This window comes from Litoribrevibacter albus, assembly GCF_030159995.1.
Classification (GTDB): domain Bacteria; phylum Pseudomonadota; class Gammaproteobacteria; order Pseudomonadales; family Litoribrevibacteraceae; genus Litoribrevibacter; species Litoribrevibacter albus.
This window is the reverse complement of record NZ_BSNM01000009.1, coordinates 36,154-56,517: the sequence shown is the minus strand read 5'-3', so window position 1 is coordinate 56,517 and position 20,364 is coordinate 36,154. Positions and strand designations below refer to the sequence as shown.

Sequence of the window (20,364 nt, the reverse complement as noted above, 5' to 3'; positions counted from 1 at the left end):
ATGAAATCTCTTCTAATATTTTTACTGCTTGCTTCTTCAGTTTCTACGTATGGCCTTAGCTTAGATCAACGTCTTGCTAAGGTTATTAATGCCTATTCGCTTGAGCCTGTTGAATGTGATCGAGGTGATAGTGGGGATGTTCTTGAACCTGAAGCCTCTATTGGGAAACTTTTGTTTACTTCCAAGTTTTTAAGTGGTGGCAATGATACTTCTTGCTCAACATGCCATATCGAGGCGCTTTCAATGACCGATGGACTTTCCTTATCTGTAGGTGTGTCCGGTCATGGAGAGGGTCTTGAACGTATGGATAGTAAAGGTGTTTTAGTTCCGAGAAATGCCTTCACACTGTTTGGTCGTTCTAAGCCCGGATACACAACGTTCTTTTGGGATGGAAAAGTTCAAGAAGAAGATAGTGTTATTTTTTCGTCTATTGGAAATGGCTATCTATTAGGTTTTGATTCCCCGCTTGCTGTTGCTTCAATTATGCCTTTATTGGCTAGAGATGAGTTTCTTGGAGAGCACGGGATTGTATTCCAATCTGATGATGTAGCTGAGGTGAATACTGCCTACTATCAAGACCAATTCTGGGCTGCCAACAGAGTCCTGCAACAAAAGCTATCTAACAATTCTGAAGATGTTTCAGAACTTAAACGCCTGTTATTCGCAAGTGGAAGGGAAACATTGACGCTTGCGGAAGTTGGTAATTTTTTAGCTAGATTTATTCAATCATTGGATAAGCCTTGTCTTCAAACTGGTTGGCAGCGCTATCTTACTGGTGATTTAGGTGCCTTGACTCAAAATCAGAAGCGGGGAGCGTTGTTGTTCTACGGTAAGGGACGTTGCGCTGTATGTCATAGTGGAAAGTTAATGTCTGATTTCCAGTTCCATTCTATAGGCGTTCCTCAAGGTGGTTTTGGTCCTTATATACATGGGCAGGATATTGGCAGAGCAGCTGTGACGTTTAACCTGAAGGATCGTTATAAGTTCAGAACACCGCCTCTGCTACTTGTCTCAAAGACCTCACCCTATGGTCATAATGGCGTATTTAAGGATCTAGAGAGTGTTGTGTTGTTCCACATTAATCCTATCTCGTTTCTGTCAGACTGGTCTTGGTCTTCAGATCGTGAGTTTTATAAATATGGAAATGTAATGTCGACTCGATCTGAGCTACTGGGTTTTATAGATATTTCGGATGATGATCAGTTTTCAGATTTGATGGATTTTATTAGATCACTGTAAATGGAACGTCAGAGAATTTATGAATTTGATTTATGGCCGGTTCTTTAAGTTAACGCTATTCAACCAAAAGACTTTTGCTTTTTGTTCTTTCTAATTTCAAGTTTGCCTGCTTACCTAAGTGTTGTTCACTCAGCTAGATTTTTAACTCTGTTTTCTGATGATTCTTATCACTGACGAGGCTTAATTTTTTCTCCACCATGGCTAGTAAGAGATCATTCTGAGTACTCAATCGGATCTTGGAATGTTAGATATAGCAGGCGATGCTGCGAGTTGATAAATTGATTGAGTACCAGCACAGGTGTTCATGCCGTGCTATTAAATTCTTCCCATAAAAACTCCTTACCCGTGAAAAGGCGCTAGACTGGAGAAATAGCAATGCATTTTCTCTCGCCAAGGTCATGGAATGATTAGCCCTTTATGATCAAACTTTTATCACTTGTTCTTCTTGTTCTGTTTCCAACCGTGGCATTGGCCTCAGATATGACTTTTGGTCTGGTGATATTCATAGGGGCACCGCTCTGTTTTTTCGCTCTGCTATTTGCTGTTGTTTGTTTTACGTCGCCCAAACAAGGAATTAAATTATCCGTTGTACTTTTGGCGATTGAGGTGGCTGTTTTCTTACTCTTTTCAAATGAAGAGTCTGCCATTGAAATGCTGGGGGGATGGTTGTTTTTGGCGATAGCGATCAGTGTATGTTCCATTGCCTATGCGGTTTCCCGTTCTCAGGGAGATGAGAAGCATGAGTCCATAACATTGGATGATCATAGAAAGATTCTTGGTGCGCTTTTTATTACGTTTGGCGTGATAAAATTCCTGGCTGCCATCTATTTTTCTGTCGTTTCGGATGATATGACCGGCTCTGATTTCATGTACATTCTAGCCGGGAGTATCCTGTATGGGGTGGCTGGTTATTCCATGATTTACACAACACCTTGGTCATTCAAGCTGTGTATCCCATTGTCTGCGGTTTCTTTGATATTTATCCCTTTGGGTACGGTACTAGGGCTTTATTATTTTTGGTTTTACATTCGGCATGTTCAATCTCTGCGTTCTTAACGGTTATTCCAATGTGTTTAAGGCCAAGGGTTAGGCAATTTCAATCGTAAATGTTTTAAGTGAGTGCTATGAAAATCTATTTTGCACATGGTAAAGAAAGTGGGCCCTGGGGGGCAAAAATCAAATGTTTGGCAAAGGCTGCCCAAAACCTGGGAATCAAGGTCGAGAGTATCGATTACTCGGATCTGATGAACCCGGAGGAGAGGGTGGAACGCTTAGTTGAGATTCTGAAGGTTGAATCACTGAAAACTGAAAGCGACGAGGTGTTGTTAGTCGGTTCCAGTATGGGCGGTTATGTTTCCTTGGTCGCTGCTGAAAACGTGCAAGTACAAGGTGTGTTCTTGTTGGCTCCAGCACTTTATCTGGAGGGCTACAAGAAGCAGGATTACCACAGCAACACGAATATCGTGATTGTTCACGGCTGGTCGGATGAGGTTATTCCGCCTGAGCATTCCATTCGTTACGCCAAACAAGCGGATTGTACGCTCCATCTGATTTCCGGTGATCACAGACTCAATTCTTCGCTTGATCAGGTGGAAGCCCTGTTTCTTCAATTTTTAAGTCAGTACCAGAATCCGTTTAAATAGGGGCTGCTTAACAAGTGCCTGTTTAAATCCGCGCTCCTTTATCATTACAACATCAAGGCTGATGTGATTGGAAATAGTCCTCAAGCTGGTCGGCCGGCATCGGGCGACTGAAATAGTACCCTTGTCCGATCTGGCACCCTAGAGAGAGCAGAGCATCCCGTTGTTCAGGGGTTTCAATGCCTTCTGCGATGGTGTGGAGTTTCATCGAATTCGCTAAGGATATAATGGTTTTTACGATGTCGAGGTCACTGGCATCGAGCAGCATATCTTTGACAAATGATTGATCAATTTTAAGGATATCCACTCTAAACTTTTTCAGATAAGAAAGACTGGAATAGCCCGTACCAAAGTCGTCAATAGAGACTTTAATGCCCCGTTTGCATAGTTCACTCAGGATAGAGTAGGACTTGTCGTTATCTGACATTAATGCACTTTCAGTCACTTCTAATTCCAGTTGTTCTGGCGGTAGGCCCGTTTTTTCGAGTGTCGAGAGCACAGTTTCTACAAAGTCATTTTCGCCAAATTGCCCCACCGATACGTTGACAGAAATAGAAGCATCACAGCTCGTTTGATGCCATAGCGCGGCTTGAGCGCAGGCTTTTTCAAGAACTTGCAAGCCAAGTGCGGTGATTTGACCGGTTTCTTCTGCGAGCGGAATAAACTCACACGGCGAGATAAAGTTTCCGTCCTCATCCTGCAATCTGGCCAGGGCCTCAAAGCCTATAAGCTTGCCACTGGATAGCTCAACTTTAGGCTGATAGAACACCTGGATTTCGTTGTTGTTAATGGCTTCTCTCAGCTTGATTTGTAGTGAGTGACGTTGAAGAACTTGTTTTTCAAGTTCATCAGAGAAGAAGCAATACCGGTTTCGGCCTTCGTGTTTGGCTCGATACATGGCTACATCTGAATGACGCATTAAGTCATCCTGCGTTGCTGCATCGTCAGGGTAAATGCTGATGCCTAAACTGGCGGATACATTTAAGCGCTGACCCACAATTTCAAAAGGGTGATGCATGGCTTGAGTGATGTTATGGGCCATTTCGTCCACTTCTTCGACGTTAGAAATGTTTGGCATCAGCAACAAAAACTCATCCCCGCCAATGCGTGCCAGGGTACAACTTTCAGGAATCATGGTTTGGATTCTGTAGGCCAACTGACGGATGAGTTCGTCGCCAATAGCATGTCCCAATGTGTCATTAATGTATTTGAAGTGATCAATATCGATTAAAAAGGTCGCAACCTGTTTATTGGAATAGTGTGCCAACTTGCAGGCGTAGGTTAATCGATCGTGAAGCAGAATGCGGTTTGGTAAGTCGGTGAGCTGGTCGTGATTGGCTAAATGGCTCATTTTAATCGACATTGCAATGGCTTCACTGACGTCATGGAACACGATAATAGCCCCGGTAATCACTCCATTTTTATCCCGAATCGGTGCGGCAGAATCTTCCACATGGAATTCTTCCCCAATCCGGTTTTGTAACTTGGAGTTGAGTGCCATGCCTACGATACGTTCTTCTTGAAGGGCTAATCGAATCGGGTTTGTTGGTGCATCGCCCACGCCTTCAATGGCAATCTTCATGACCTCTTCAATGGGGTGTCCTATGGCGTCCTTGGTATGCCATCCTGTCAGCCTTTCTGCGATGGGGTTGATAAAGGTAATTAAACCTTCTGTATCGACAGCGATGACTGCATCCCCGATGGAGTTCAACGTTACCCTCAAACGTTCTTTTTCGTCATACAGTTGTGCCTCTGCCTTTTTGAGTGTCGTAATGTCCGCTAGGGTTATCAGATACCCAATGTGTTCCTCTTTTTGCATACTCTTGGAGAGGCTGATGGATACATGAACGGTTTCGTTCGCGGGGGTTTTGTACGTAGACTCAAAGGTATAAAGTGGGCTCTCCGGTTCGTTCAGGGTTTGATGTATCTGACTCACAATATGAGGGGGAAAGAGTGCTTCGAGCGATCTACCGATTATTTCTTCCGTACTGAACCCGAACCATTTGCCATGATGATCATTGCTGAATTGGTTTTTCCAGTCGGTACTCCAGTAAGAAATGAAAACCGGGAGGTGTTTGATCAAACTGTCTAAGTCGTCTCTGGTCGATGTGATCGACTTTGCGTACTCCTGAAGTTTTAGTTGATTATTAACCCGCAACCGACAGGTTCCAAAATCAATGGGTTTGTGAATGAAGTCAGCACCTCCGGCTAGTAACGCAGACGCTTCAACTTCACTTTCATCGTAGGATGTAACAAATACGATGGCTGTATATTCTGTGTTAGGAAGTTGTTTAATGTGCTTACATGCCTGGATGCCATTCATTCCTGGCATGTCGATGTCCATCACAATGATGTCTGGTGCAGCTTCCTGTACGATCTCTATGGCTTCACTGCCACTTTTGGCTGTCTTTATCTCACCTAAGTCATTCAATGCTTCCCTTAGCAACAGGAGATTCGTTTCTTCATCATCGACAAGCAGAATTTTGTTTGCCGCTTTAGGTGTTTGATTGAAAAGCATTCTCCCATCCTTGTATTTGAATGTTTGAAATTAGGTCGAGTCAGTATTAGGTCGAGTCAGTATTAGGTCGAGAAAGTACAATAACTATTTAATTGAGTATGGACGCTAATTTCCTTTTTTCTAGGCGTTTAAGGTATGTGATGAGGGGGAAATTGAACCGGTTTTTCCTTTGGTTCGTAAGACAAGTAGGACTGTGTACTTTGTTTTAGGGAATGAGTGTGGAATATAGTGGATATAGGTTGTAGGAAAACTCTCTAGGCTATGTAAGTGATGCGCTCAATCAATCATTCTGATGGATGTTATCCGTTAATACTTCCAATGACTCAGCCGATAGGTTAAGTGATATGAATGCTTTAAAATTCAGACCTTTGCATGTTTTTGCGTATGGTGAGAAGTAGGGTGCCGCTCATGACAACGCAGCAGCCTGGGTCTGAACCGGTTCAGAATCGGAATCTACTCAAAGGCATTGTGACAATAGACCAGCTATTCTAATTAGTTAAGGCTGCGAGTTTAGTGTCTTTTAAAAAGTTACTTTTATGAGAAGTTGATTTTATAAATGTAGTTCTGACAACACTTGTAGCGAGATGAACTAAAGGGTTTTTCATGCAGCAACAAAGTCGTTTTTTATTTACATCGTTTTTGAGTCTGGTGGCTTTGTCTGTCGTACTCTTCGTTATTCTGGATTTCTATGGAAAGAAGGAAGTCATAGAAAAAGAAGCTAACGAAATTAAAAGCCAGGTGTCTTTGGTTACCCAAAGCTTTGAAATGGAATTGGATGAAGCCAAGAGCAATATTGATTTTCTATCATCTACCCCACCAATTCAGGGCATTATTCGCGCAGTTCAAAACGAGGGTATCGATCCTTATGATGGAACGAGTTATAAACTGTGGACCGAACGATTAGAAACCATTTTTAAAGCGATGTTGGCGAGTCATCCGGACATGTTCCAACTGCGTTACATCGGGGTTCAAAATGATGGTGTCGAAATAGTTAAAGTAGAAAAGAAGAAAGGGATAATTTCTGCAATTCCCAGTCATCAACTTCAGAACAAATCTGAATCGGATTACTACCAAAGTGCTCTGAAGCTAAATGCCGGTGAATATTATGTCTCGGATATCAACTTAAACCGCGAATATGGCAAGATTCAAATTCCCAATATTCCGGTAATCCGTGTTCTGACGCCGATATACGACGATTATAATCGTTTATTTGGCATGGTAATTGTCAATATGTACGCGGACAGCTTGTTTGCTGTATTAGAGTCCGCGCTGATCGAAGGCCTCAAACTGATAGTTACCAATAGCTCAGATGGCATCATTAAACACCCGAACAAAGCGCTTGAATATAAATTTGAATTCGATCCGGAACAGCGTTGGCACAATTATTTGAAACCTGTTGAACAGGTTAGAACCGGACGGATTGCTCTTAATCGCGTTTTTGATGAAATCTTGCAGCAGCATGTCTATTTTGTTCAAGAAAAAATATATCTGGACATTGAGCACACCCGCTATCTGGCTTTTTCCGTAGGTATTGAAGACAGTGCCATTAAAGCGTTGGTAAACAAACAGTTGGTTAATCTGTCTATCGCTTTATTCATCATTTTGATTGTTATTGCTGTTATTTTGGTTCTCGTTCAACGGTATTTAAACAGCCGTGCTTCGTTGATGGATATTCAGTCCCGCTATGTTTCCATGATTAATCAGTCATCCGATGCCATTATCGGTTTGGACCTGAATGGTATAATTCTTAGTTGGAATGAGGCGGCTGCCAAACTACTGAATGTGCAACAAAAAGAGGCCATAGGCACCAATATTTTCACCATTCTCAGGTTTGCCGATTTAGGTGAGTTTAACTTCTCTCATATTGAACGCGTGTTGAAAGGTGGTCAGGGAGAGTCTATTGAAGGTGTGATCGAACTGAGTCAGAAGTCGTCTTTCTTTGCGAACATTTCAATTTCCCCGATTAAAAATGAACAGTCATTTGTTACTGGCGCAACGCTGGTCATTCGTGATGTGTCAGAGAGAAAAGCCTTCGAAGAAGAAATTGTTACGATCAACAACTCTCTGGAACAACAGGTACAAGAGCGCACTAAAGAGTTAGAAATTGCGAAAGATCTGGCTTTACAAGCGAATCAACACAAAAGTGCATTCGTTGCCAACATGAGCCATGAAATTCGTACGCCTATGAATGGTATTTTAGGCATGTTGTCCATTCTGAAAAAAGAGGAAATGTCAGAGCGACAGCATCATTATCTGACGCTGGCTGAGGAAAGCTGCTCTCTGATGTCGATCATCATCAATGACATCTTGGACATTTCAAAGATTGAATCCGGTAAGCTTGAACTGGATTCATCCGAATTCAACATTGTTGAAACGACCAACTCTTTGGTCTCTTCTTTGTCTTTGCGTGCCTATGATAAAGGATTGGAAATTATCACCGACTTTACAGACGTGGACTGTTCAAACGTGGTCGGTGATCAGCATCGTTTCAAACAGATCATTACCAACTTGTTAGGCAACGCGATTAAATTTACTTCTCATGGCGAAATTGCCATCTGCTTGAGCACCCAAGCTTCGAATGATGGACAAATAAGGGTGATGGGAAGTGTCCGTGATACAGGAATTGGTATCGAAAAGAATAAGCAACACCAGTTATTTGAAAGCTTTACCCAAGCCGATACCAGTACCACTCGCCAATACGGCGGAACTGGTTTGGGGCTTACGATTGCCAAGCAATTATGTGAAATGATGGGTGGCCGTATATCGTTAGAAAGCCAGCCCGGTGTAGGAACCACCTTCAGCATCGAGTTGAATCTGGAGCAAGGTTCTGAAGATGAAATGGGTGATCTGGGCAACACTGTATTTAAAGACCGTCATGTGGCTGTATGGGTTGCCAACAAAACCCTTGAAAATGTATTAACGAAACAAATACGTAAGTGGGGAGCTGAAGCCATCGATATCAGCAGTGCCCAATCTCTGGTTTCTAAAATATATAATCAGAATGATGTCCCGGATTTGGTCATAATCGACCAAATACTCATTACTCAAAATCACGCAGAACTGCACAAAGAACTCTTTAGTCAGCTGTCAGAAATGGCAACCAAAGTGATGATTTTGTCTTCATATAATGCCAAGACGTCAGAATTTGAAGATGATAGCTCAGGCAATATTCTGCAATTACTAAAACCTATCTCTCCAAATGATTTGCTCTTTGGTGCAAGCCGACTGCTGTTATCGAAGGATATCGAGCTGCCATCCCGTACTTCCGGTAGTGACAATGCTCATGATGAAGCCCTGAATGCATTCAGTGGTCAACGTATCCTGGTTGTGGATGATGTATTTATTAACCGTGAAGTGGTTGCCGGAATTCTTGAACCTCATGATTTGAAAATATTGATGGCGGAAGACGGTCGTCAGTGCGTAAATGTCCTTTCATCATTACCTGAAGGGGATGAACCGTTACTTGTGTTGATGGATTGTGAAATGCCGGTCATGGATGGTTTTGAAACCACCGAACGGATACGTTCTGGCGGTGCCGGAGAACGTTATAAAGATGTGTTCGTGTTGGCTATGACGGCTGGTGCAATGGCGGGAGACAAAGATAAGTGCTTGGCCTATGGCATGAACGACTACATTACCAAACCGGTGGATGTTCATGTATTGAAAGAAAAGCTTGTTTACTGGTTATCAAAGGCTGCGGGTAAACGATCTGATAAAGATGAAACTCTGAAACCTGCTTCGTCAGAAGAAGATAAAAAAGATGATCCTGCCTTAAATGCATCCAATGTGTATTCGATAGGAAGTGTTTTTGAAGGCATTTCAAACGGAGAGTTAGCATCCATCTTTGAAGAGTGTGAGCATATCTCAACATGGGATCGTGATCAGGCTTATGTCCGCATGGGCGGGCGTGAGGATCTGTTGTCACGCCTAACCAAAATCTATGCGGAAGAGACGCAAGATTGGATAGACAGCATCGATGCTGCAATCGAAGGTAAAGAGTGGGAAGAGGTTCGTCGCTTAGCTCACTCAATGAAGGGTAAAGCCGGTGCAATCGGTGGCAGTAAAGTTCAGTTCATGAGCAGTCATTTGGAGAAAAAAGCAAAAGAACAAGATCAACCAACCGTTGAAGCCTTGTTTGCCCATCTCAAAAACCTGACACAAGAGCTGTTGAAAGAGATTGCTTAGTGACTGTGATTGATTTTTAAGCGTTTCATAATCCAATGTTCTGATACAACATTTATGATGTAAAAAGGCCCTGAGATTCTCCAGGGCCTTTTTCTTGTTAGAAGCGTCTATGACTTCATGTCTTTAAGCTCTTGCACCATCTGTTTTAATTCAGCGATATCTCTTCCCAGATCAGAACGACTTGGTTCACCTTGTTCGTGCTCTTGTGCGGCGTTCTCTTTTTCAATTACGCTGACCACGATTCCGATCACCATGTTCAAAAAGGCAAAGGCCGTTAAGAAAATAAAGGTGAGATAGTAAATCCAACTGAGTCGATAAACCGTCATGGTTTCGTACATCACATCCGTCCAGTCTTCAAAGGTCATTACGCGGAACAGCGTCAACAATGCGATAGAAATGTCTCCCCAAAGCTCCTCGTTGATATGAGCGAATAAGGTGGCGCCAATGGCTGCGTAGATATAGAAGATAATGAACATCAAAAGCATCACATAACCCAGTTGTGGCAATGCCTTGAGTAATGAGTTCAGTAGCAGTCTTAATTCAGGAATGATCGAGACCATCCGCAATACCCGGAAAATTCGAAGTAGTCGGCCGATAAAGGCCATATCACTTTCTTCAACGGGTACTAAGCTGGCAATGACAATGATGCTGTCAAAGATGTTCCAGCCCTGTTTGAAGAAGTCACGCTTACGTTCTTCACCAGCAAAACGAATCAAGATTTCAACAAGGAAAATGGCGGTAATTAAGTTATCCAACCAACCCACGACGGTGAGGAAACTGCTGGGCAACTCATAGGTTTTAATGCCCACCACAATGGCAGAGAAGACAATGACGCCAATAACAAAGAACTCAAAGGCTTTATTACTTCTCAACTTCATGAACGACTGTTGTAGACTGGCCGTTTCCATAGATATTGTTCGCTCCTGATATCTCATAATTAAGTGTGGGATTATAAAGAAGGTGTCATAACGAGACTATGAAAATTAGTTAATGTTTTACGTCATATTTACCCGTGCCAAATGAATCTCAAAGCAGAAATTGACGGGCTGAAAATAGGGCGTACTTTATGTATAACATTCGTTATAATTATGGATTATAGTGATGGTGTTAAGCGTAGTAACGAGTAGGAAGGAATGGCAAGAACCAACCCGGAAGCAAGACAAAGATTGGTAGCAACAGCGGCGGATATGCTGCGTCGTAGAGGCATGAATGCCACCAGTATTCGTGAGCTGGCAAAGGCAGCAAAAGCCCCATTAGGCTCTACCTATCATTATTTTCCAGAAGGTAAAAAACAGGTTGTTTTAGAGGCTGTAGAGTTTGCCGGAAATAGAGTCACCGAGTTGATAATTCAAGCCTTTAAGCATGGGCCTATTGCCGGATTAGATGCTTTCCTGGCGATGTGGCGAAAGATTATTGAGCAAAGTGAATTCAACGCCGGTTGCCCTGTGTTGGCTGTGGCGATGGAAGAGGCGATAAACGAAGAGATTGAGGCGGCGCACTTGTTAGCTTCGAAGGTCTTTGATTCCTGGCAATCGCTGCTAGCTGAGTCTTTATCCGAGCACGGTGTAGAAAAATCTGAGGCGGATCAGCTTGCGACTTTATTCATTGCTTCTGCCGAGGGCGCAATAGCAATGTGTCGGGCTCAAAAACGTATCGAGCCCTTTGATCAGGTGACTGCCCAGTTGAAGAAAATTTTAGAGTCAGCAATACCCGGTTGATAAAGTCTGAACTACTACAGATAAAGCCCCCTTAAGGCACTTGGTTTAGGCACCTTGTTTCAGGTGCCTTTTCTTTAACTGCTTTGTTTTTAGGTGCGTATTTCTGTATTTAGCTTTTGGATGTTTACCGGAACACATTTGTGAAACGGTGTTTTAATCAATGGGTCGCAGTGAGTGCTGTGGGTCAATTGGTTCAACGCCGGCCCGTTAGGGGCGCTTTCGTCGTAACGGCTGCCATAGCCATGCGGCATGGTCACGACGCCTCGACGAACACTGTCATCAATATCTATCACCACTTGAAGTTCACCATGTTCACTGGCACAAAGAGCGGTGTCTCCTTTCTCTAAATTCAGTGCAACAGCATCGTCGGGGTGCATTCGCATCGCGCCATCTCGATCTACTTTACGCCACGCCGGATCTCGATAGATTTGGTTTGCGTTGTAGCTTCGGCGCTCTCCGGCGGCCAGTATAAATGGGAAGTGCTCGTTTGTTGGCGTTGTCGACTCTAATGCTTTCCAAGCGTCGAGCATTTCAGGGATCTCCAGATGAATCCGCTTATCTTGGTGTCGGATCATCGACCAAATTTCTTCAAATTTATGCTCTGAGAAGATCACGCCAGAACGGCCATTAAGAATTTCTTTAAAGAGGTTAACCCCCAAAGTTAGCTTATTACCTTGATGACCGGCACGGCGAACTGCGTCAGGGTACTTCTGGGCAAATGTGATGGCCAATGGCAGAAGAAGACTCGCTGCGGCTGCATCGTCTTTCAGTGTTGGTCCGAGTGTCCTGTACAGTATGGATACCGCATAGTGGGCGAGTTTCTTATTGCGAGTCAGCAGTGCCGCAAGACCCGCCATATAACCTATATGACTAGAGAACTCGGGCTCGTGTTTCGCCACTTTAGAGAGAATAGGGAAGTCTTTTGGAAGTTCGCCCATCTCCTCAAGCAGACGAGTATAAATTTCCGCTTCTGGCAAGGTTTCGCCTAATGGCTCAAGCAATGGGTGTCTTAGGTGGAAGGCGTTACGAGGAAATTCCAGGTTAAAACCGGTAAATTCCCATTTCTCGAATTGAGAGGCGGCCGGTAGCACATAATCGGCCATTCTTGCGGTCTCTGTCATCGTAACATCGATAACCACAAGCAGTTCGAGTGATTCAAAGGCTTTCGATAAGGCGGGCGTATCCGGCCAGGTTAAAAGCGGGTTGCAGCTATCGACGAACATCGAGCGAATGCGTTTGTCGCCGGCCAGTAAAATTTCATCCGGCAGAATATTAGGCGGAAAGATTCCTGAGACAGGAAACATCTTATGGTAAGCGGAGCGCTTATATTTCGGATTGCGCTCATCCGTATGATTCAGGATAGGAATCAGATAGCTGTGAAGGTTGTTTGCGCCTTTTTTGGCAAAGTTTCCGGTAATCAGGAAAAGCAACTTTTCAAAGTAGCTATTGAGTGTGGAGTTAAAAGTGTGCTGAATACCGAGGTCGACACGCAGGCAGCCAGCGTCGGCCTTTGCATAGCCTCGGGCCACCGCTTCAACATCATCAAGTGGTACATCGGCAATCTTCACATACTCTTCGACAGGAACCGAGAGTAGCATCTCTTTCACTTGATCAAAGCCGGTACAGTGAGCTTCCAGAAACGACTGATCGTGGAGCTCTTCCTGAACAATGATGGCAAGTATTGCACTCAGTAAATACGCATCTGTTCCCGGTTTGAGTTGCAAGTGAACATCGGCCTGTTTAGCCGTTTCGGTGCGTCTTGGGTCAATCACCACCATCGTACGGTTAGGGTCTTTCCTGATTTCTTTTAAGGTATCGCGAGCATTGGGAATACCGTGGGACTGAAACGGGTTGCAGCCTAAGAAAATAACAAAGTCAGAGAGCTCCACATCTTCTGTGGTGTGGCAGGTCTGGCTTCCAAAGAGACGACCGTTTACCCAGAAATCGCCAGTTTTTTCCTGTGCCAGAGAGTTGTACTGGTTATGACTTTTCATCGCTTTTCGAATCTGAGACAGATACGCGCCCGTCAGGTGGTTGCCTTGTCCACCGCCTCCGGCCGTGGCAAAGGCATCGCCGCCATGTTGCTCTCGAATAGCAATAAGGCGTTGAGCAATGTCTTTCAGCGCGTCGTCCCAGGAGACCTTGGCGAAACTGCCGTCAGCTTGTTTCTTTAAAGGATGGGTTAACCGATCCTGGTTGTTTTGGTAGTAATCGAGGCGGGCCGCTTTTTGGCAAATATAGCCATGCGTCATAGGGTGGTCCTGATCCCCGCGAATTTTAGTAAACTTGCGATCTTCGATTTCCACTTCTAAACCGCAATTTCGCGAGCAAAGAATACAGGCTGTCTTTTCTGTTCTCATACTGACCCTCCTATCCCAAAAACTAATTTATAAGACTAATCATAACAGTCGTTATAGTAATGTATTTATAACGGGTGTTATAGTCAATGACGTATTTAGCTTTTCTGGTTTCTTTGGATAGCAGGAAAGTAAGGGGTGTTCAGATATAGTCATAAAATCCGTCATACAAGCAGTCATAAAAAGTCAGTCGTTAAAATACTCTGAAAAATGGTAGCATCTGAGCCTGGGTTCTGTTGCGTTACCAGATTTCTACCTGCTTCATACTAAAGTGACTCTCAATGCTGCAAGTCAAATTCATTCCTTCAATTACTGCTGTTCTAGAGCAGGAATTTGCTCCCTTGGTCGGGGATTATCCTTTCTTGTCTTATTCCTTCTTGCGGTTATTAGAAGACTCAAAGGTGGTCGGTGAGGGCACTGGCTGGCATGTGAACCATTGTGTGTGTTATCAGGATGGCCGTCTAATTGCTTTCCTTCCGTTATTTTTGAAGTACCACAGCTACGGCGAATATGTGTTCGATCATACCTGGGCTGATGCCTATTATCGGTACGGCTTTGATTATTATCCTAAGCTGGTGTCTTGTGTACCGTTCACACCTATTACTGGCCCAAGGTTCTGTTGCAAGCTGGGCGATCAGCAACGGATGACGCTTTACACGCAGGTGATTCAAACCATTAAAGCGTCTGCCAGAGAACAGGAGGTGTCTTCGTTTCATCTGCTGTTTCCAACAGAACAAGAACTTTCGGTGGCTCAACCAGACCTGGATTTTTCACGACGTGCCGTGCATTTCCAATGGTGTAATCGTAATTACCAAAGCTTTGATGATTTTCTGTCGCGTTTCAGTTCTCGTAAACGTAAGAATGTTAAGAAAGAGCGCAAAGCATTGCAGGATAAACTCATCAGCTTTGAAGTGCTTTCCGGAGATGATATCCAACCTCAGCATTGGGATGCCTTCTACAAGTTTTATGTGATTACCTATGCAAAGCGAAGCGGTCATGGTGGTTATTTAAATAAGTCCTTTTTTGCGGCGTTGTCCGAAACTATGTCGGATCAATTAGTGTTGGTAATGGCGAAACGCGATGGTAAGTACATTGCCGGTGCATTGAATTTTAAGGACAAAGATAAGTTATATGGTCGTTACTGGGGCGCTATTGAACACCATGAGTTTCTTCATTTTGAAACCTGTTACTACCAAGGCATTGAATATTGTATTCAGAATCAGCTGATAGGATTCGATCCCGGGGTTCAGGGAGAACATAAGATTCAACGAGGGTTCGAGCCGGTTTATACCTTCTCAGGCCATTGGATTCGGGATGAGGCTTTCCGATTAGCTATACTTCGAGCAGTGGAAGAAGAAGGGGCGTATATAGACGCTTACTTTAATGAAACAACCAATGCCTTACCGTTTAAGCATGGAATAGATGAATTGGACGGTGCTATTGAAATTCAAGACGGTAATGAGAAACGCTAAAAGTAGGCCATTTGTAATCACCGATACGCTGGAGTTATTAGCGGGTGCTGCGTCGCTTCAGACTGACAGGATTAAAGTGAGACTTCTCGGGGAGCTTATTTGAAAATTCAATCCAGCGGCCATTATCTTCAATGAGTGATTGAACATAGTAACTCTTGCTGTTCAGGTCATGAAATACATCCGCAACCTTCATCACGCCCGGCATATCAGGCATGTACTGAGTGTGGGATAGACTCACTCGCCAGAGCGCATCGGATTGGTCGTATTGTTCAGCGATCAGAGCCATCCAACTGTCTTCATCGAGATAAAGCTTTCTTCGGGCATAAATATGATGTTGTTTTTCTTTGAGTGTGGCTTCAAGTTCCCAGACTCTATGTAATTCATAACGGGTAGGTGCTGTATTGAGATGATAGGGCGTTAATAACGATTCAATATCTGAAGTTGACTGAGCTAGCACCTTTGAATTGTAGGGAATATAGAGGGTCTTTCTCCCGTTTGATTTCCAGTTATAACGGTCTGGCGAACCATTAAACAAGTTCACTTCATCCACCACCCGAATATCATCCGAATTCATGTTGGGTGTGTCATACCCTAAAAAGGGTAGGCGACGAACTCTGCGCTGGGATACGTTGTAAATCCAAGATTGCCTTTGGCCCATTTTGGGGTTCATCGAATCATGAACCAGTGTGGCGCCTCCTGCGATACGAGCAGGGGAGGTAATGCGGGTTAAGTAGTAGGTCAGAATAATATTGTCGGTGACCGGCACCCTATCTGGTTGGTAGTAGGGCATGGCAATTTCCACTTCTGTTTTAATCAGATAATGGCGTTGTTCAGGATGAATAGTAGCCTCAACGAAGGTCCCTTTGGCCGATATACTCCGCCATGCAATTAAGTGATTCCATAGAATTTCCAGTGCATTTTCGGGGGTTGGAAACGGAACTCCTGGCCAGACATTGGTAATGCCGTTGCCATCATCTATCAGTTCTGCGTCCTTTTGGTTTTTTCGTGTTGCTTCTTCAAGCCACTGCGGAATGTGATGCAGGCGCTTGCTTTGGTATATCGGCATTTCAAAGGTTTCTGGATACAGCTCAAACAACGCAACCTGTCCAGCGGTTAGGTGTGCCTGATATTTCTGATAGTTAGAACCGTTGATGACAAAGAGCGGGGTGTCTTTGTCGAGTTGTTGATGAAGCTCATCTGCGACGGTTTTGTCTGATACCCAATCCGGTATTTGACCGTCGTCAGACCCTTGTAAGATTGCCCCTGTGGGAGTCAGTGAATCATCCATCGTTTGTCCGGCATAAGATGTTGTGCAGAGCATAAGCATCATCAGACTGATGAACGCTTGTTTCCGTCGTCTGCGTAATACCGGGGATATCCTAATCATGACTACTGATCCACCGATTCCGACCTGCTTCTTTGGCTTGATACAAAGCGTTGTCGGCTTTGGTCACCAGCAGATCATCAGTACAAGATGAGATCAGACTGGAGGTTGCTATGCCAATACTAATGGTCACAGGAATGGTTTGTTGATCGTAGACGATCGACAGGTTCTGAATATTTGTACATAAGGTTTGAGCCAGACTTTTTGCGCCGTCCAGATCTGTGGCGGGAAGCAATACTGCAAACTCTTCACCACCATAACGAGCCACCTCGTCATTGGGGCGAGACAAGCTATTTTTTAACGTTTGAGCCACTTCAATCAAACATTGATCGCCGGCTTGATGCCCATAGTTGTCATTAATTTTTTTGAAAAAGTCGATGTCGATCAGTAACAAACTGGTTGGCTGATCGGTTCTATCCGATAGGGAAAGGGCTTTTGTCAGGGTTTCGTTAAAATATTTCCGGTTTCGAATTTTGGTTAAACCGTCGGTTATGGTGATTTCGATCAGTTCTTGCTCGCGTGCTTTCAATTGATTTCGCATTGAATCAAAAAGCATGGCCAAGCGGCCAATTTCATCGTTGGATGTGATGCGAATGGTTTCGTCCAGTTGGCCTTCTGCTACGTGTTTAGCCGCGATAGACAGGTTGCGAATGGAACTACGAAATACCATAACAAATGCGAAGAAAAGATATCCAAACAGTAAAATAAGAAATCCGATGCCAGCAGTATAAGAGAAGTTCTGATGTTGGAGTTGTTCTTTCCTGACAAGATAGTGGCCTTCCAGAAACACGCCTAAACTCAATCGAAACGTATTCAGTCGTCGAATTTCTGTGGACGTTTGTTGATAGAAGTCTTCCCATTCAGTGAGAAAGTCCGGGTCCAGCATGACGTTGTCTTCTACCATCATGGCAAGGTTTCCAAGGCTGTTGATGTTCTCTGAGAGAATCAGGGAGTTTTGTTTCAGTTCCGGATATGTGGCCACCAAAACAATAAGGCGTTGCTGCAATCGCTCTTGATGGCTAAACAGTTTTTGAATTGTGTCTTCGAGTAGATTGATCCCGATTGAGGTGAGGTTAGATAGCGTCAGAAAATAACTGCCAAATGCACGAGCTCGTCCTGCTGTATCAAAAATGGGCTGTGTCTCTTTGTTTAAAAAAGCAACTACTTGAGTACTCAGCAGGTCCGAGTCCGAGAACAGGCCAAACTCATTCATCAGTATGGACTGTAGGGTATAAGCACTGTCTACAAGACGATTACTGTTATCGTAGAGATTACTGACAATGTCACCTTCCGAACCTGTGCTGATGCGAGTTTTCTGGAGTTTGTCCCGTAGATTTTGGGACGATAGCGACAGTAGCTGATCACTCTTAATTTCAGATCGTTCGCTGAAATGGGTAAGGAGCTTCAGGGTCTTATCTCTTTGTTGGGCGTAATCAGTTATTCCTTTATTTCGTTGTTCCGACCTGGACAGTACCGTCATATCGCGCAATTGTTCCAGTTCGATGATGACTTTCATGAACTCATTGATCAGCTGTATTCCAAGATGTTTTTCTTCAATGGCGTGCATTTCCTGTTGTTGATATCTCATGGTGTCAAACAGGTTCAGAGATAGCGGTACTGCAAACAGAGCAGAAATGAGAGTCAGTTTGGATGGGTAGCTTAGGTTATTCATCAGCGCCAAAGCGGGGCCGAATAGTAGTTTGAGCATAGATACGACTTAGCCAATTTTTTTAATCATTTTGGCTAAGTGTAGCAGCTAGAACAGAGATCGTAGGGGAAACATTAGTTTAATTTGTTGTTCTAAGTTCTTGATTTATAGAGCTGTATTTTCAGTAGTTTAACTCTCGGTACAAGAAAGTTTGGCAAGAGAAAGGAGATCATGTGCCACTTTTTCATTTCGATGCTCACCAAACCCTAATTTTTTGGCCCAGTCGTGCCCAATAACAAAACACATGATCATATAGGCAAGGTGTTCTGCATTGGCAATGTTGGCCTGTTCAAGGTGGCAAATGATTTCTTGAAGAAAGCGATGATAAACAGAAGAAAGTTTCTGAAACATCTCGTCACCAAATCCACCTTGGCCAATCAAACAGAAGAACACTTCATTTTGTCGACTGATTTTGTGGAAGTCATCTGAGCATACGAATGAAATCACTTGCTCAAGGGACGGCGCTTCATTGGATTGGACGAATTCATTCAGTGCCTGGCTGTATCGCGAGATGATACGAGCCAAAAAGGCATCCAGTAGTTCATTTTGCCCGGAGAAGTAGTGATGAATCATTGGCTGATTCAGATCGGCTTCCTCTGCAATCTTTCGTTGTGATGCTTTCGCATAACCGTCACGCAGAATAATTCGTTCAAAAGCATCCAGGATCTGCTCACGTCGTTCTTCGCTTTTGCTTGGGCGTCCCATGATCTCATTTCTGTCCGTTGGTTTATCCAAGGTCGCTATTGTCGTTAAAAAGCACTGGTAAATATAGGGCTATTTACAAATTTTATTTGATTTATCGATTGATAAGTTTATATTGATTTATCGATTGATAAATAAAAATAACATTAGGGGAATATTTATGGCTAAAACGATAAGGTTCGTTGGATCTGTTATTGCAGTGCTCGCTGCGATTGCTCTGATCCTGATTCTGTTCAATTGGGCGAAGGTTGTTCAGCTCTATCACGTAATTACCTTGTTTGACGAGGAAGTCATCGTCGAGAACTTTATTCATATGGATCAACTGTTCGATGCCAAAGAAATTAAGGGGGAGCTGGAACCAGTAACTTTCCCCAAACAATTGAAGCCTTTGCCTGACAGCTATCGTTACAACGGTGAAGAGAAGTCGTTGGAAGATTTTTTAGCTCGCTCCCAGACCACTGCGCTTTTAGTGATGCAAGGGGATGAAATTACTCACGAATCTTATCGTCTGGGGACAAAAGCAGAAGACAAGCGCATTTCATGGTCGGTGGCTAAATCCTTCTTGTCTGCATTATTTGGCATTGCGGTTGAGCAGGGGCATATCCAGAGTCTGGAGCAAGCAGTAACCGAGTATGTACCTGAGTTGAAGGGCAGTGGTTACGAGGGCGTAAGCATTAAAGACGTATTGCAGATGTCCAGTGGTGTACGTTTCAATGAAGATTATCAGGACTTTAATTCCGACATTAACCGTTTCGGCCGTTTGATGGCACTGGGTGGTTCGTTTGATGAGTTTGCCGCAAGCCTTGAAAATGAACGTCAGCCAGGCACCTACATGCATTACGTCAGTATGGATACCCATGTGTTAGGGATGGTGCTTCGAAGTGCTACGGGAGAGTCCATCGAGGATTACTTCAACAAAAATTTATGGACGCCATTGCGCCCTGAAGCCAGTACCCATTTTATCGTCGATTCCACTGGTCAACCTATGGTATTGGGTGGGTTGAACATGCGAACCCGTGATTTTGCCAAGTTAGGTAAGCTCTATCTCGACGATGGGAAATGGATGGGACAACAGTTGGTACCGTATGAGTGGGTAAGAGCTTCAGTAACGCCCGATGCTCCGCACTTGGTACCAGGTAAGCGTGACACGGCTGATCTTGTATTAGGTTATGGATATCAATGGTGGTTACCTGTAAATGCAGATCAGGAGTTTATGGCCATTGGTGTTTACGATCAGTTCATCTATGTGAATCAGAAAGCCAATGTAGTGATCGTGAAGAATTCAGCCAATACCCACTTCATGGATAATCATTTTGAGTCTGCCCTGGAAACGGTTGAAGCGTTCAGAGCAATTGCTGAATCCTTGGCTGAAAAGGACATTGGTGAAACGGTTTCTGTGTCGGAAAATACAGACTCAGAAGTGTCTGAGATATAACGCTTG

At 43.8% G+C, this 20,364-nt stretch carries 13 protein-coding genes; 7 read left to right on the top strand and 6 right to left on the bottom strand.

Features of this window, described 5'->3' with window-relative positions:
- The 3 genes from QQL66_RS06205 to QQL66_RS06195 all read left to right on the top strand — a co-directional run bounded on the left by QQL66_RS06205 (position 1) and on the right by QQL66_RS06195 (position 2,882).
- Complete coding sequence (locus QQL66_RS06205) at positions 1 to 1,239, top strand: His-Xaa-Ser system-associated MauG-like protein (protein WP_284380032.1); 1,239 nt, start codon at positions 1 to 3, stop codon at positions 1,237 to 1,239.
- A 417-nt stretch (positions 1,240 to 1,656) separates the two neighbouring features.
- A complete protein-coding gene (locus tag QQL66_RS06200; protein ID WP_284380030.1) occupies positions 1,657 to 2,295 on the top strand; it encodes a hypothetical protein in 639 nt (212 codons plus the stop codon).
- 68 nt (positions 2,296 to 2,363) lie between these two features.
- Positions 2,364 to 2,882, top strand: coding sequence for a YqiA/YcfP family alpha/beta fold hydrolase (locus QQL66_RS06195; RefSeq protein WP_284380028.1), 519 nt, complete (start codon positions 2,364 to 2,366; stop codon positions 2,880 to 2,882).
- Positions 2,883 to 2,934: 52 nt separating this feature from the next.
- Here QQL66_RS06195 and QQL66_RS06190 read toward each other — a convergent pair whose 3' ends face one another.
- On the bottom strand, positions 2,935 to 5,397 hold the full coding sequence (locus tag QQL66_RS06190) for an EAL domain-containing protein (protein ID WP_284380026.1): 2,463 nt from the start codon (positions 5,395 to 5,397) through the stop codon (positions 2,935 to 2,937).
- A gap of 603 nt (positions 5,398 to 6,000) precedes the next feature.
- Between QQL66_RS06190 and QQL66_RS06185 the strand changes: the two genes are divergently transcribed.
- Entirely contained in the window at positions 6,001 to 9,582 is a 3,582-nt protein-coding gene (locus QQL66_RS06185) for an ATP-binding protein (protein WP_284380024.1), read from the top strand.
- A gap of 107 nt (positions 9,583 to 9,689) precedes the next feature.
- On the opposite strand, the gene QQL66_RS06180 is transcribed toward QQL66_RS06185, so the two are convergent.
- Positions 9,690 to 10,490 (bottom strand): ion transporter, encoded by an 801-nt coding sequence (locus QQL66_RS06180; RefSeq protein WP_284380022.1) that lies wholly within the window; start codon positions 10,488 to 10,490, stop codon positions 9,690 to 9,692.
- 225 nt (positions 10,491 to 10,715) lie between these two features.
- Between QQL66_RS06180 and QQL66_RS06175 the strand changes: the two genes are divergently transcribed.
- Positions 10,716 to 11,300 (top strand): TetR/AcrR family transcriptional regulator, encoded by a 585-nt coding sequence (locus QQL66_RS06175; RefSeq protein ID WP_284380020.1) that lies wholly within the window; start codon positions 10,716 to 10,718, stop codon positions 11,298 to 11,300.
- Between the two features lie 89 nt (positions 11,301 to 11,389).
- On the opposite strand, the gene QQL66_RS06170 is transcribed toward QQL66_RS06175, so the two are convergent.
- Entirely contained in the window at positions 11,390 to 13,660 is a 2,271-nt protein-coding gene (locus tag QQL66_RS06170) for a molybdopterin-dependent oxidoreductase (protein ID WP_284380017.1), read from the bottom strand.
- Between the two features lie 278 nt (positions 13,661 to 13,938).
- On the opposite strand from QQL66_RS06170, the gene QQL66_RS06165 reads away from it, so the two are divergent.
- On the top strand, positions 13,939 to 15,129 hold the full coding sequence (locus QQL66_RS06165) for a GNAT family N-acetyltransferase (protein ID WP_284380015.1): 1,191 nt from the start codon (positions 13,939 to 13,941) through the stop codon (positions 15,127 to 15,129).
- Between the two features lie 37 nt (positions 15,130 to 15,166).
- Here the strand turns inward: QQL66_RS06165 and QQL66_RS06160 are convergent, their stop codons facing one another.
- The 3 genes from QQL66_RS06160 to QQL66_RS06150 all read right to left on the bottom strand — a co-directional run bounded on the left by QQL66_RS06160 (position 15,167) and on the right by QQL66_RS06150 (position 18,956).
- Positions 15,167 to 16,516, bottom strand: coding sequence for a DUF1329 domain-containing protein (locus QQL66_RS06160; RefSeq protein WP_284380013.1), 1,350 nt, complete (start codon positions 16,514 to 16,516; stop codon positions 15,167 to 15,169).
- A complete protein-coding gene (locus tag QQL66_RS06155) occupies positions 16,509 to 18,221 on the bottom strand; it encodes a GGDEF domain-containing protein (protein ID WP_284380012.1) in 1,713 nt (570 codons plus the stop codon). Before QQL66_RS06155 ends, QQL66_RS06160 begins: the two co-directional genes overlap by 8 nt.
- 129 nt (positions 18,222 to 18,350) lie before the next feature.
- The gene (locus tag QQL66_RS06150; protein ID WP_284380009.1) at positions 18,351 to 18,956 is read right to left on the bottom strand and encodes a TetR/AcrR family transcriptional regulator; all 606 of its coding nucleotides are present in this window, start codon (positions 18,954 to 18,956) and stop codon (positions 18,351 to 18,353) included.
- Between the two features lie 127 nt (positions 18,957 to 19,083).
- Here QQL66_RS06150 and QQL66_RS06145 point away from each other — a divergent pair, with 127 nt between their 5' ends.
- Positions 19,084 to 20,358: a serine hydrolase domain-containing protein gene (locus tag QQL66_RS06145; RefSeq protein ID WP_284380006.1), complete on the top strand. Its 1,275-nt coding sequence runs from the start codon at positions 19,084 to 19,086 to the stop codon at positions 20,356 to 20,358.
- Positions 20,359 to 20,364: the final 6 nt, after the last annotated feature.